Origin of the sequence: Streptomyces sp. NPDC059785 (assembly GCF_042732375.1) — a bacterium.
In the GTDB taxonomy this organism is placed as follows: domain Bacteria; phylum Actinomycetota; class Actinomycetes; order Streptomycetales; family Streptomycetaceae; genus Streptomyces.
The window spans coordinates 1-14,128 of the sequence record NZ_JBHWHV010000112.1; the positions used below are offsets into that span (position 1 = coordinate 1).

General features: G+C 72.7%; 11 protein-coding genes. 4 read left to right on the forward strand and 7 right to left on the reverse strand.

The genetic code is table 11. The annotated features are described in order from the left end of the window. Positions 1-12: 12 nt before the first annotated feature. Positions 13-459: a DUF1992 domain-containing protein gene (locus tag ACFV6E_RS42030; RefSeq protein WP_385170620.1), complete on the reverse strand. Its 447-nt coding sequence runs from the start codon at positions 457-459 to the stop codon at positions 13-15. Positions 460-571: 112 nt separating this feature from the next. Between ACFV6E_RS42030 and ACFV6E_RS42035 the strand changes: the two genes are divergently transcribed. Beyond that, positions 572-967 carry a hypothetical protein gene (locus ACFV6E_RS42035; RefSeq protein WP_385170617.1) on the forward strand — a complete coding sequence of 132 codons (396 nt, stop codon included), beginning with the start codon at positions 572-574 and terminating at the stop codon, positions 965-967. A 12-nt stretch (positions 968-979) separates the two neighbouring features. Here the strand turns inward: ACFV6E_RS42035 and ACFV6E_RS42040 are convergent, their stop codons facing one another. The 3 genes from ACFV6E_RS42040 to proP form a co-directional block, all read right to left on the reverse strand. After that, positions 980-1,648, reverse strand: a complete 669-nt coding sequence (locus ACFV6E_RS42040; protein ID WP_385170614.1) for an O-methyltransferase — start codon at positions 1,646-1,648, stop codon at positions 980-982. Between the two features lie 443 nt (positions 1,649-2,091). Next, positions 2,092-3,156, reverse strand: coding sequence for a DUF2330 domain-containing protein (locus ACFV6E_RS42045; protein WP_385170612.1), 1,065 nt, complete (start codon positions 3,154-3,156; stop codon positions 2,092-2,094). 237 nt (positions 3,157-3,393) lie between these two features. Continuing rightward, complete coding sequence (gene proP / locus ACFV6E_RS42050; RefSeq protein WP_385170609.1) at positions 3,394-4,821, reverse strand: glycine betaine/L-proline transporter ProP; 1,428 nt, start codon at positions 4,819-4,821, stop codon at positions 3,394-3,396. A gap of 392 nt (positions 4,822-5,213) precedes the next feature. Between proP and ACFV6E_RS42055 the strand changes: the two genes are divergently transcribed. Further along, complete coding sequence (locus ACFV6E_RS42055; protein ID WP_385468971.1) at positions 5,214-7,496, forward strand: phosphatase PAP2 family protein; 2,283 nt, start codon at positions 5,214-5,216, stop codon at positions 7,494-7,496. After that, a complete protein-coding gene (locus ACFV6E_RS42060; RefSeq protein ID WP_385468974.1) occupies positions 7,493-9,103 on the forward strand; it encodes a glycosyltransferase family 39 protein in 1,611 nt (536 codons plus the stop codon). Before ACFV6E_RS42055 ends, ACFV6E_RS42060 begins: the two co-directional genes overlap by 4 nt. A 147-nt stretch (positions 9,104-9,250) precedes the next feature. On the opposite strand, the gene ACFV6E_RS42065 is transcribed toward ACFV6E_RS42060, so the two are convergent. Next, positions 9,251-10,495 (reverse strand): cytochrome P450, encoded by a 1,245-nt coding sequence (locus tag ACFV6E_RS42065; RefSeq protein WP_385170602.1) that lies wholly within the window; start codon positions 10,493-10,495, stop codon positions 9,251-9,253. A 330-nt stretch (positions 10,496-10,825) separates the two neighbouring features. Between ACFV6E_RS42065 and ACFV6E_RS42070 the strand changes: the two genes are divergently transcribed. Further along, a complete protein-coding gene (locus ACFV6E_RS42070; RefSeq protein ID WP_385468977.1) occupies positions 10,826-11,995 on the forward strand; it encodes a steroid 3-ketoacyl-CoA thiolase in 1,170 nt (389 codons plus the stop codon). 145 nt (positions 11,996-12,140) lie between these two features. Here ACFV6E_RS42070 and ACFV6E_RS42075 read toward each other — a convergent pair whose 3' ends face one another. Next, on the reverse strand, positions 12,141-13,025 hold the full coding sequence (locus ACFV6E_RS42075; protein ID WP_385170596.1) for an ECF transporter S component: 885 nt from the start codon (positions 13,023-13,025) through the stop codon (positions 12,141-12,143). Beyond that, the coding region (locus ACFV6E_RS42080; RefSeq protein ID WP_385468980.1) for an energy-coupling factor ABC transporter ATP-binding protein at positions 13,022-14,128 on the reverse strand (1,107 nt) is incomplete at its 5' end. The genes ACFV6E_RS42080 and ACFV6E_RS42075, both read right to left, overlap by 4 nt.

The following is a 14,128-nucleotide window of genomic DNA, read 5'->3' on the forward strand; positions in this document are numbered from 1 at the left end:
CGCCGACGTCACTCAACCGACGTCGGCGCGCCCTTCTTCGCCGTCCCCCGCTCCCGTCTGCTCCCGGCGTCGGCGCCAGTCGCGGAGGACGGCCTCGACGTCGTACGGCTTGAGGCCGAGCGGGGGGCCGGGCGGCGGCTTGAACATCATCTCGCGGATCTTGGCGTTGACGGTCTCGATGACGCGCCGGACCGCGCCCTCCGAGGGAGCCGCAGCGGCGGCCGCGAGCGCGTCCTCGGCCTCCTTGCGCAGCGCCAGTGTCGGCGGCAGGACCGACAGACCCTCGCGGGCCATCTTCCGCTTGATCCACCAGAGTTCGTCGTACGACGTGTCGGTGACGGCCGGGAGCGGCTCGCCCGCACCGGGCAGCCGGGCGAACTCGCCGCGGGCCTCCGCCTCGCGGATCTGCCGGTCGACCCAGGACTCGAAGCTGACACCGGGTGGCTTTCGCTCGGTCATGCCTCCATTGTGCCGGACGTCACCCGGCCGGACGATCTGGCGCATTACTATGCGGCGGCGGTGCGTCGACGACGCCCGGGGATGGCCCGACCGCTGAACACAGGGAGCGCACGTGCTCGAACTCACCATGGCATCCGTCGGCGAGGCGGACGCCGGGGCGACGGCCGGTATGCAGATGGCCGACGGGCCCAGCGAGCCGGGCGCGGTGCTCCGGGTGGGCCGGGACCGGTCCGTGTGCCGGCTCGCCACGCCCGACGACTGGCTGTTCGTCTCGCGGGTCCATCTGGAGTTCCTCTGCGGCCCCGAGGGCACCTGGCAGGTGACCTGGCTGCGCGGCTCGCATCAGGACCCGTCCTCCGAGGTCCGGCTGATACTCACCGGCCTCCCGGCCCAGCCGCTGCCGTACGGCGGGACGGCCCGGCTGCCGGCGGGCAGCTCGGGCGAACTGGTCATCCAGGACCGTACGGGACCGCGCAGCGTGAACGTGGGCTTCTACCACGAGACCTGACTCGCAAGCCCCTCAGGGCAGAACCCGCACCAGAGCGAACCCGTCGTAACCCTTGCCACCCACGGTCTGCACCGCCGTACCGGTCAACTGCGGGTGAGAGGCGACGAGTTCGAAGGCGGCGCGGGTGCCCTGGACGCTGGGATCGGTGCTGTCGGCATCGACGACCCGCCCGTGGCGCACGACGTTGTCGAGGACGATCAGACTGCCGGGCCGGCTCAGCTTCAGGCACCACTCCACGTACCGCGGGTTGTTGACCTTGTCCGCGTCGATGAAGAAGAAGTCGAACGGCTCGGCGTCCTCGGCCAGTACGGGCAGCGAGTCGAGCGCCGGCCCCACCCGTACCTCGGTGACCTTGTCCAGGCCTGCCCGCGCCAGATTGCGCCGGGCGACCTCTGCGTGCCGGGGATCGAACTCCAGGGTGACGAGGTGTCCGTCGGCGGGAAGCGCGCGCCCGAGCCAGATGGTGCTGTAGCCGCCGAGCGTCCCGATCTCGAGAATGCGGCGCGCGCCCTGGGCCAGGGCGAGCAACTGGAGCAGCTTGCCCTGGTTCGGGGTGACGTTGATGGCGGGGAGTCCGGCCGCGTCGCTGTCGTGCAGCGCCGCGGTCAGCGCCTCGTCCGGCGGGGCGAGGACGGAGGTGAAGTAGGCGTCGACGTCGTCCCAGAGCTGCGACTCGCTCATGCACCGTGCCTTTCGTAAGCCTAGTTAGAGAGGCTAACTAGATCCGCCGACGAATATAACCAACCCACACCCGCACTCGCCCCCGGCCGGCCGGAAGGGACGGCGGCCGAACGCCCCACGACCCGCAGCCGCCGACGGCCGGAAGGGACCGTGACCGAACCGTCCACGACCCGCACCCGCCCCCTCGGCCGGCCGGAAGGGACCGTGCTGGCGTCAGCCGAGGCGCTCCCCGCACCCGCGATCGCACGGAAGGGGCCGTGCCGGTACATCAAATGCCCGTCGATCACGTGGTCGCACACCAAGTCGGTCATCTGAACCCCGGAGGTGACCGCGGGAGCGACGGGCGGATGTACCGGCGCGGCCCCGACCCACCACCGTGCGGGCCGCGCAGACCGCGCAGACCGCGCAGACCGCGCAGACCGCGCAGACCGCGCGGCCCGAGGTCAGCCGACCACCCCCGCCACCCGCCGACGCCGTACGTACGGCACACCCACGGTCACACCCACAGCGACGGCCACCAGACCCCCTACCGTCAGCAGCCACACCGGCACCCCGCCCACCCGCAGCAACTTGTCGACGTAGTACGCCTGCCGGTACCCCGCGTCGGAGGACGCCCGACGCAGCTCGTGATCGCCGGAGATCTCCGACGGCCGCGGAAACTCCTGATCGAGCGCGGTGAGGAAGTCCGTACCCCCGCCGGTGAGCCCGGCCAGCGGCCCCGAGGTGTCGGTGAGCCGCCCCGCGAAGGAGACCCGCGGCGCGTCACCGCCGATCGCGGAGGCGGGCTCCATCCGGTGCTCGGCGAGAACGTACAGACCGAGCGACTGCGGAGTCTTCGCGAGGCGCGACAGACGCATCGGATAGACCAGATCGTCACTGGCGAAGCTCAGCCGCAGCGGATCGAGCGCCCCACCGAGCACGGCCCCCGCCTCCTCCGGCGCCAGCTTGACCGCCACGTACTCCCACCCCTGGTCGACGTACGGACGCAAGGCGGTGTCGAGACGACCGGGAAGCGAGAAGCCGTTATCGTCGAGCCAGTCGCCGAGCGCGTCGGAGTCGGTGGCGGTCAGCCGGGCCACGTCGAAGGGCCCGAGCCGCTCCCGCCCGACGACACCGACCCCGGACGCGGCACCGGGCAGCGCGGCATCGCCTGCCGTGTCCGAGTCGTCGAAGGGCCAGTCGCCGTTGCGCGGCCAGAAGTGGTGCCGGGTGCGCCGCTCCGGCGCGGTGGCCTCGGAGAGCTGCGAGAAGAGCCGGCTCTCGCCGAGCTCCACCGTCGCCCGGTGCGGGACCGGCATGATCCACGCGGCGGTACGGGCGTCACCGGTCACCGTCAGCTGCATGACGATCTGTTCCTCGGCGCCGTCCCAGCGTACGACGGACACCTCGCGGTCGACCGTCACGTGCCGCTGGGCATCGGGCAGCATCGCACCGCAGCCGCAGGCGTACGCCGGTGCCATCAGCGACCCCAACTGGAGCGCCAGCAGCGCGAGTACGACGGCCAGCACCCGGCCCCGTACCCCACTCCGCTGCCGGCCCCGTACCCCACTCCGCTGCCGTCCCCATACCCCGCTCCGCTGCCGTCCCCATACCCCGCTCCGCTGCCGTCCCCATACCTCGCTCCGCTCCCGTCCCCGTCCGCGTGCCATCCCCCGCAACCCTTCCGTCACGCTGATCAACAGGGTGTCAGACGACGCGACGAAGCCGACGGTTCCAGGGGCTGGGCCGGCGGACCGGCAGGCCCCTCAGCGGCGCGTGGGCTCCACAGAGGGCGCCGACCCAGGCAGTGGCCGCCCGGCCGACTCGCTCATGAACCACACCGCGACACCACCGACGACGGCCGCGGCCATCATGTAGTACGCGGGCATCATCATGTTCCCGGTGGCCCCGATGAGCGCGGTGACGACCAGCGGCGTGGTCCCGCCGAAGAGCGAGACGGACACGTTGAACCCGATGGACAGGGAGCCGTAGCGCACCTTGGTGGGGAAGAGCGCGGGCAGCGCGGCGGGCATCGCGGCGGTGAAGCAGACGAGCAGCAGCCCGAGGGCGCCCATGCCGAGCGCGACCGCGAGCAGACTGCCCTGGCGGATCAGCAGCAGGGCGGGGACGGACAGCGCGAGGAACCCGGCGCAGCCGACCGCGATCACCGGCCGCCGGCCGACACGGTCGGTGAGCGCGCCCGCGAAGGGCTGCACGACCATCATCAGCGCCATCACCGCGAGCACCACGAGCAGCCCGTGCGTCTCGTCGTACTTCAGCTCGCTGGTCAGATAGCTGGGCATGTACGACAGCAGCATGTAGTCGGTGACGTTGAAGACGAGCACGAGCCCGACGCAGAGCAGCAGCGCCTTCCACTGCCCGGCCAGCAGCACGCGCAGCGGCACGCGGTCGGCGGCGCGTTCCTTGTCCTTGCTGTCCTTGCTGTCCTTGCGGGATTCGCGGGACGCCTTGGCCAGCTCCGCGGCGAATGCCGGGGTCTCCTCCAGCCGCATCCGCAGATACAGCCCGACGACACCCATCGGCCCGGCGATCAGGAAGGGGATCCGCCAGCCCCAGGAGATCAGATCCTCGCTGGACAGCAGCGCGGTCATCAGGGTGACCAGACCCGCGCCGCCGATGTACCCGGCGAGCGTGCCGAACTCCAGCCAGCTCCCGAAGAAGCCGCGCTTCTTGTCCGGCGCGTACTCGGCGATGAACGTGGACGCGCCGGCGTACTCGCCGCCGGTCGAGAAGCCCTGCACCAGCCGCGCCGCGAGCAGCAGCAGGGGCGCGCCGACGCCGATGGAGGCGTACGACGGGATCAGGCCGATGGCGAAGGTGCCGGCCGACATCATGATCATGGTGAGCGCGAGGATCTTCTGCCGGCCCACACGGTCGCCGAGCGGCCCGAAGACCATGCCGCCGAGCGGGCGGACGAGGAAGGCGGCGGCGAAGGCGCCGAAGGTGGAGAGCAGCTGCGCGGTGGGGTTGCCCGAGGGGAAGAAGACCTTGCCGAGTGTCACCGCGATGTAGCTGTACACGCCGAAGTCGAACCACTCCATCGCATTGCCCAGCGCCGCCGCCTTGACGGCGCGCCGGACCAGCGCGGGGTCGGTGACGGTGGCCTGTGGGGGCAGGGGTGCCGGGGGAGCGGCGGACGTGATGGGGGGAGCGACGGGTGTGACGGTCGGCAAGATTCCGCTCGCCTGCCTTTCGACGGGGACAACGACGGGGCCCCTGTCGAAGCGGGCCGAAAACCGACCTTAGGTGCACTTCACGTCGTTACGTGTAGCTACCACGTAACTCCGTACGGCAGACAAACGCCCCCTGTGCAGGCAGGACGCGAAGCCGGAAGTCGCCACTCCGCTTGACCGACTGTGATCTTTGTCGCGACTCCCATTCGGAACCGCTGACGGTTGCGGCCCGGATCGGCCCGGCGGGGCGAAGGGTCGTCATCCGGACAAAACGCGGGCACACGACAGGTGAACCAGGGGTAGCCCGCGTCTCTTCACGAAGGGGGCGACGGGCCACATAGGGTTCCAAGCACGGACAGACAGGCGGTAGCGGGCGGGAGGGCCGACGGGTCGTGGCGAACGCGCAGCACGGCGGACAACCAGGGGATGCCTTCGGAACGGCGGCGGCCGGACAGGCGAGAACGCGGCTGGAGGCAACCCGCATCGCCCTCTGGCTGATCGCCGCGGTCCTCGCCGTGAGACAGGTCGCGGCCGTCCTCGGCACCCCGAGAGGGGAACGGCTGACCGACCTGGAGACCTGGGTCGGCCAGGACGGCGTCCTGCACGTGACGGGATCCCTGTACGACTCGACGCGGTTCACCGGCACCCCGTTCGCGGGCCTGGTCCTCAAGCCGCTCACCCGCGCCGCCGAACAGGCCCTCGGCTGGGGCTGGACCTTCGGCACCCTGCTGCTGGTCGTCGCGATCGGCCTGATCGCGGCGCGCGCCCTGCCGCCGCCCGTGTCCCGGCGCACCCGGCTGCTCGCCGCGCCGGTGGCGATCAGCCTGCTGATGCTGTCGCTGCCGGTCCGCAACACCCTCTACCTCGGCCAGACCAGCGTCATCCCGGTACTGCTCGTACTGCTCGGCTGCTTCACAGCCCGAACGGAACGCACCGCAGGACAAGGCACCGCAGGACAAGGCACCGCAGCACAACCCACCACAGCACAACGCACCGCAGCACAACGCACCGCAGGACAACCCACCACAGCACAACGCACCGCAGCACAACCCGCCGCAGAACAAAGCCCCGCAGCACAACCCACCAGAGAACAAAGCCCCGCAGGACCCCGCACAGCAGGGCTCCTGATCGGCGTAGGCGCGGCGCTCCAGCCGACCGTGCTGCTCTTCGCGCCGCTGCTGTGGTGGACCGGACGCAGGCGCGCCGCCGTCACCACGGCAGCGACCTTCACCGCCTCCACGCTGCTCGCCTGGGCCGCGATGCCGCACGACTCGTACACGTACTGGGTGCACCACGTGGCGGGCGTGGGGCTGGGCCTGCGCGCGGACGACCTCGCCAACCAGTCGCTGCACGGCGCGCTGCTGCGGCTCGGGCTCGAAGGGCCACTGGAGATCGGCCTGTTCCTGGTGCTCGGCGCGGCCGTCGTCGTCCTCGGCCTGCGCCGGGCGGTGCGCTACGCGCGGGACGGGCAACTGCTGCTCGCCGTGGCCGTCACCGGCTGCGTCGCGGTCGCGGTCGCGCCCACCACCTGGCAGCACCAGTTGCTGTGGGTGCTGCTGGCCGTGGCCGGCCGGGTCGGCAGGCGGGCCTCGGACCGCTTCGTGTGGCCGGTCGCGGTCGTCCTCGTGGTGACGCTCCCGTCGAGGATGCTGCTGCCGGACATGCCGGTGCTGCACCCCGTACGGGACAACGCGGTGCTGCTGGCCGCGCTCGCCGCCGCCTGCGCCGTACCGTTCCTGTCCCGGACCTCGCCGTACTACGAGCGGGCCGTCCCCACCGAGTACGGGCGCCCGGTCCCCGCGCGCTGGCGGCGCGTACCCCTGCTGCCGTTCTGGCGCCGCGCGCTGAGCACGCCGAACCTGCTTCTGGAACTGCTGCTGATAAGGGTCTTCTACGCCGCCTACGCGCAGGTCAGGCTGGCCGCGACGGCGGGCAGGGCGACGGCCGAGGAGCACGGGGAACAGATCCACTCGCTGGAGAAGACGCTGGGTATCGGCATCGAGCACTGGGCCAACCACACGGTGGTGCGGATCCCGTGGCTGGAGCATTTCCTCAGCTTCTACTACGAGACGTTCCACTTCATCGTGCCGCTGGTGATTCTCGGCGTGCTCTTCGCGCGCCGCCCCGCGGACTACCGGTGGGCGCGCGCCTCGCTGGGCCTCGCGACGCTCCTCGGCCTGGCCGGCTTCTGGCTCTACCCGCTGGCCCCGCCCCGGCTGATGCCGGACCTCGGCTTCATCGACACGGTGCACGGCGTCCAGGACTTCGCCAAGCCGGACTACGGGACGATGACCGCGCTCACCAACCAGTACGCGGCCATGCCGTCCCTGCACTTCGGCTGGTCGTTGTGGTGCGGCATCGTCGTCGCCGTCATGGCCCGGCGGAAGTGGGTGAAGGCGCTGGGCCTGCTGCACCCGCTGTTCACCTTGGTCGCGATCGTCGCCACGGCCAACCACTGGGTGCTCGACGCGGTGGGCGGCGCGGCGGTGGTGGGCGCGGGCTTCGGCCTGACGTACCTGCTGTCGGGCCCGCGCAGGCTGCTGCCCGCCACCGAAACGTCCCCAACCTCCTCCCCCTCCACTGAATCCTCGTCCATCGCACCCTCGTCCCCCTCCACTGAATCCCCGTCCATCGCACCCTCCTCCAGCACCCCGCCCGTGCCGAGCGACCGGTGACCGGTACCCGGCCGGCGGACCTCGCCGAGCGGGTACCGGCCCGCACCGGACAGCACACGCCCCGGCGCCCGCCCGCCTGGACGGCCACCGCCGTCCCCGCCGTGGCCGCGCTCGCCCTGGGCCTGTGGGGCCTGGGCCGCCACCACAGCATGTGGCGGGACGAGTCGGTGACCTGGCAGGTGGCCCACCGCCCGCTGCCCGACCTGTGGGGCCTGCTCGGGCAGGTCGACGCCGTGCACGGTCTGTACTACCTGCTCATGCACGGGCTGTTCGCGGTGTGGGAGGGCGGCCTCACGGCGCTGCGGCTGCCCTCGGTACTGGCGACCGCGGTGGCCGCCGCGGGCGTCGGCGCGGTGGGCCGACGGCTGGCCGGGACACGCGCGGGCCTGCTGAGCGGCGTCGCCTTCGCCGCGCTGCCGATGGTCCAGCAGTACGCACAGGAGGGCCGGGCCTACGCGCTGGTGTGCGCGGCGGTCGTCTGGGCCACGTACGCCCTGCTGCGCGGCGCGGCAGGTGCCGGAACCGGAACCGGAGCTGGAACCGGAGCCGGAGCTGGAACCGGAGCCGGGGCGAGGACCGGGACCGGGACCGGGACCGGGACCGGGGCCGGGACCGGGACCGGAGCCTGGACGGCGTACGCGTTCCTGCTCGCGCTCGCCTGCTGGCTGAACGAGTTCGCCGCGCTGGTCCTGGTGGCCCACGCCCTCACCCTGTGGCGGAGCGCCGCGCCCCGGCCGGTCGTACGGAGGTGGGCGACGGCCGCCGCGGCGGCGCTGACGACGGTGGTCCCGCTGGCCGTGGTGAGCGCCCGGCAGGCGGAACGGCAGCTGGGCTGGCTGGGGCGGCCGAGCGTGAGCGCGTGGCTGATGTTCGCGGCGCTGACCATCGCGGGCCTGCTGCTGTCGCGGTACCTCTGTCACCGGACCGCACCGGCCCCCACGGCAGCCGTCGCGCTCCCCCTGCTGGTGGCGCCGACGGGCCTGCTGATGACGGTGTCCCTGATCAAGCCCTGGTACGTGGACCGCTATGTGCTGTACGGCATGGCGGGCCTCGCCCTGCTGGCAGGCGCGGCCCTGGACCGGCTGCTCGCGGGGACCGGCCCGTGCGTGCTCGGCACCCGCCGCCTGCCCCGCCGCGGGGTGGTGTGGACGCTGACCCTGGCCGCGTTCGCGGTGCTGCTGCCCTGGTCGCTCCAGGTGCGCTCGGTGGACAGCCGCAAGGACGACGTGATCGCCGTACAGGAGGCGGTACGTGCGGAGGCGGGCGCGGCGGACGGGGTGCTGTTCCTGCCCGCCCGGCGCCGCGAGTGGCTGCTGTCCTCGCCCGGTACGTACGACCGGGTGCGCGATCTGGCCCTGGACCGCTCGCCCGCCGCCTCCCGCACCCTGGAGGGCACGGAGCTGCCGGCCGCCGTGATCCGGCGGCGGATCCTCGCCGCCGACCGCGTCCTGGCCCTGACCGACCCGCTCGGTCAGCCCCTGGACCCGTATCCGCAGGAGGCGGTGAAACGGGACACCCTGCGGGACCACTTCGAGGCGTGCCGCACGTACACGCTGCACGGCGCACGGGTGGTGGTCTACGCGCGGCCGGGACACTGCACCGGGTGACCGTGACCGTGACCGTGACCGCCTGACCGGTGCCGTCCCGTGAAGACAGGGGCGAGGCGGGGGGACTAGTGCCCCTGCCTCCACGGGAACGGCGCCGGACGCGACAATGTGCGTGCCGGATCGGCCGGATCGGCCGGATCGGCCGGGTCAACCGGGACTGACGCGGAGTTCCTTGACGCCGTTCACCCAGGCGGAGCGCAGCCGCCGCGGGTCCCCGGCCAGCCGTACGTCCGGCATGGCGTCCGCGAGGGCGTTGAACATCAGGTCGATCTCCAGCGTGGCCAGGGACTTGCCGAGGCAGTAGTGCGGTCCGCCGCCGCCGAAGCCGAGGTGCGGGTTGGGGTCGCGGGTGATGTCGAGGGCGTCGGGGCGCTCGAAGACCTCGGGGTCGTAGTTGGCGGAGGAGTAGAAGAGGCCGACCCGGTCGCCCTCGCGGATCCGCTGTCCGCCGAGTTCGGTGTCCTGGGTCGCGGTGCGCTGGAAGGAGATGATGGGCGTGGCCCACCGGACCAGTTCCTCGGCGGTGGTCGCCGGGCGCTCCCGCTTGAACAGTTCCCACTGCTGGGGGTGGGTGAGCAGCGCGTGCATGCCGTGCGTGATGGCGTTGCGGGTGGTCTCGTTGCCCGCGACGGCCAGGACGAGGACGAAGAACCCGAACTCGTCCGGGGCGAGATTGCCCTCGTCCTCCGCCGCCACCAGCTTGGTGACGATGTCGTGGGCCGGGCACTGCTTGCGGTCCGCGGCCATGTTCATGGCGTAGGCGATGAGTTCGGTGGCCGATTCCGCGCCCACCTCCTCGGTGATCGCGAACTCGGGGTCGTCGTAGGAGATCATCCGGTTCGACCACTCGAAGATCTTGGCCCGGTCGTCCTGCGGGACGCCGATCAGATCGGCGATGGCCTGGAGCGGCAGTTCGCTGGCGACCTGGGTGACGAAGTCGATCGTGCCGTCGGGGCCCGCGTTCTCCAGGGCGGTGGCGACGATGTTCCGGGCGCGGGTGCGCAGCGCCTCCTCCAGGGCGCGGATCGCGCGCGGGGTGAAGCCGCGCTGCACGATCTGCCGGACCCGGGTGTGCTCGGGCGGGTCCATGTTGAGCAGGATCAGCCGCTGTACCTCGATCTGCTCGCGCTGGATGTGCTCGTTGAAGCGGATGATGGCGGTGTTGACCCAGGAGGAGAACAGCTCGGGGTGGGTGGAGACGTAGCGGACGTCGGCGTGCCGGGTCACGGCCCAGTAGCCGTCGTCCTGGAAGCCCGCGGCGCCGGGCCGCTGCGGGATCCAGTGCACGGGCTCGGTCCGGCGCAGCTCGGCGAACTCCGGGAGGGGCACGCGGTGGTGCAGTACGTCGGGGTCGGTGAAGTCGAACCCGTCGGGCAGCGCTGGACAGGGCATCGGTACTCCAGGTCTCGCGGACTGACTGCGGGCCGCCTCGTGTTCTGACGGCCCATCAGGAACCGGGAATTGCGGTGAAGGTAGTAACGGGTTCTATAAGTAGCAAGGGGTACGGCGGCCAGATTTGCGTGCGGGGTTCGTGCGGATCGCGACTCCGTGTGCGCGTGCGGGATTCGTGCAGATCACGACTCCGTTGCCTGCACGCCCCTTGCGGCTCACCGCCTCCGCTCAGCAGACTGCAAGCAGAACTAGAACGCGTACTAGTTCTGCGCGGCGGGGTGGCCGGGACGCGCGCGCCGCGCGGGCGAGCGAGGAGAGGACGAGCCCCCCATGGCCGCGGAACCCGTGATCGTCGAAGCCGTACGCACCCCCATCGGCAAGCGCGGCGGCGCGCTGGCCCAGCTCCACCCCGCCTACCTCCTGGGCGAGACCTACCGCGAACTCCTCGGCCGCACCGGCATCCACGCCGACTGCGTCGAGCAGATCGTCGGCGGCACGGTGACCCACGCGGGGGAGCAGTCCATGAACCCCGCGCGCACCGCCTGGCTCACCATGGGCCTGCCCTACGAGACCGCGGCGACGACCGTCGACTGCCAGTGCGGCTCCTCGCAGCAGGCCTCGCACATGGTCGCCAACATGGTCGCGGCGGGCGTCATCGACGTCGGGATCAGCTGCGGTGTCGAGGCGATGTCCCGGGTGCCGCTGGGTTCCGGCTCCAAGCACGGTCCGGGCAAGCCGTTCCCGGAGGAGTCGGACGTGGCGCTGCCCAACCAGTTCGAGGCGGCGGAGCGCATCGCCCGCCACCGGGGGCTCACCCGCGAGGACGTCGACCGGCTCGGTCTGCGCTCGCAGGAACGGGCCCGCGTCGCCTGGTCCGAGGAGCGGTTCAAGCGCGAGACGTTCGCCGTGCAGGTGCCCACCACCGAGGAGGAGCAGCGGGCCGGGCAGGGCATGTGGCGCCTGGTCGACCGCGACGAGGGGCTGCGCGACACCTCCATGGAGGCGCTGGCCCGGCTGAAGCCGGTGATGCCGGTCGCCGTGCACACCGCGGGCAACTCCTCGCAGATCTCCGACGGCGCCGCCGCGCTGCTGTGGGCGTCCAAGCGGATGGCGCGCGCCCTGAAGCTGCGGCCGCGCGCCCGGATCGTCGCCCAGGCGCTGGTCGGGGCCGACCCGCACTACCACCTGGACGGGCCGGTCGACGCGACCCGGGCCGTCCTCGGCAAGGCCGGGATGACCCTGAAAGACATCGACCTGGTGGAGATCAACGAGGCGTTCGCGTCCGTCGTACTGAGCTGGGCGCGCGTCTTCGAACAGGACCTGGAGAAGGTCAACGTCAACGGCGGCGCGATCGCGCTCGGGCACCCCGTCGGCGCGACCGGTGCCCGGCTGATCACCACCGCGCTGCACGAACTGGAGCGCACGGACAAGGAGTTCGCGCTGATCACCATGTGCGCGGGCGGCGCGCTCGCCACGGGGACGATCATCCAGCGGCTGTAGCCCGCGCCGGCGAACGGCCGGGTGCCGGTGGTGAACCAGGGGGACGTGGACCACTTCGGCTCGTTCCGGGCGGCGGCGCCGAAGGTGGTCACGTTCTTCGACGCGGTCTCCCGGTCACCCCGTGCTTTTACCTCGCGCCTTCACCTCACGGGTGGAAGGCGACCGGGGCCTCGAACGCCGCCCGGCGGGTGGCCCGGCGCAGCGCCTTCAGGAGCGGGGCGCCGACCACCAGGGTCAGGACGACGGTGACCGCGGCCCGGCCCAGGTCCCAGCCGAGCGAGGTGGCCAGACAGTAGGCGAGGAAACGGGCCAGGTTGGCGGGGAGCGCGGCGTGCGGGTCGAAGGCGACGCCGGAGGCGAGGCCGCTCATGAAGGGCCAGCCCGCGAGGTTCATGACGGTGCCGTAGGCGAAGGCGGCGAGGAACCCGTACCCGGCGAGCACGACCAGTTCGCCGCGCCCGCGCAGCCGGTCCGCTCCCGGCAGCAGCCCCGCGCCCATCGCGAACCACCCCATGGCCAGCATCTGGAACGGCAGCCACGGCCCGACGCCACCGGTCAGCAGCGCCGACGCGAACATCGTCACCGAGCCCAGGACGTAGCCGAAGCCGGGGCCGAGCACCCGTCCGCTCAGCACCAGCAGGAAGAACATCGGCTCGATGCCGGCGGTCCCCGCCCCGATCGGCCGCAGCGCGGCGCCCGTCGCCGCCAGCACGCCGAGCATGGCGACCGCCTTGGGGCCGAGCCCCGACTCGGAGATCGTCGCGGCGACCACCGCGACCAGCAGGACGAGCAGCCCCGCGAAGAGGAAGGGCGCGTCCTGCGCGTGCGCGCTGACCTCGGAACCGGGCCCGGCGAGCAGCGGCCAGCCGAAACCGGCCACCCCGACGGCACTGACCAGCACGAGCGCAGCGACGGAACGGGGCCCGAGCCGCACGGCGGACGCCTGCCCGACTGGCGTCTGCCCGACTGGCGTCTGCCGGTCCCGCGCCTGCCCGTCCCGGGCCTCTCCGCCCGTGGTCCCGCCGCTCATGCCAGTGCCTTCCTGACCTGGGTGACCGTGAGCCATCGCTGCGGGGCGAGGATCTTCGTCACCTGGGGGGCGAAGGACGGCGAGGCCACCACGACCTCGGCCGTGGGGCCGTCCGCGACGACCTCGCCGTCCGCCAGGATCACCACGCGGTCGGCGAGTTCGGCGGCCAGCTCCACGTCGTGGGTGGCCAGCACGATCGCGTGGCCCTCCGCCGCGAGGCCGCGCAACACGGCGACCAGCCGGGCCTTGGCGGCGTAGTCCAGACCGCGCGTCGGCTCGTCGAGCAGCAGCAGCGGGGGCCGCGCCGTCAGCACGACGGCCAGCGCGAGCGCCAGCCGCTGGCCCTCCGACAGGTCCCGCGGATGCGTGGCGTCGCCGATGTCCGGCAGCAGCCCGGACACCAGGGCGCGGCAGGTACCGGGCTCGGCGCCCGCGTCGTGGTCGGCCGCCGCGCACTCCCCGGCCACCGTGTCCGCGTACAGCAGGTCCCGTGGTTCCTGCGGTACGAGTCCGACGCGGCGTACGAGGTCCCGCGGGGCCGTGCGGTGCGGTACGAGACCGCCGACCCGGACACCACCGGCGGCCGGTTCGACGAGGCCCACCAGCGCGCCGAGCAGGGTCGACTTCCCGGCGCCGTTGCGCCCCATCAGGGCGACGGTCTCGCCCGGGGCGGCCGTGAGATCCACCCGCCGCAGCGCCTCGACCCGCCCCCGGCGAACGGCGAGCCCCTCGACCCGCGCCGCCTCGACGGCGGGCACGGCCACGGCCACCGCGCCGCCGTGTTCCGGCCGCCGCTTGCGGAAGAGACGGAAGCGGCGGCCCGGCGCGGCGGGCACCGGTGCCTGCGCGGAAAGCCGGCCCGGGGCAGAAGCGGGGGCCGGGGCGGAGGCCGGGCCCGGGGCGACGGCAGGGCTCGCGGCAGCGGCAGCGGCAGCGGCGGCGACAGGGTCCGGGGCGGTGGCAGGCGTCGGGCCAGAGGCCGAATCCGCGGCAGGCGCAGGCGCAGGCGCAGGCGCGGGCGCCGGACCGGCAGCCGGGTCCGGGGCGGCCGCACGTACCGGGTCCGGGCCCGCTGCGGGAGCGGCCGGCCGCGCCGCCAGCCG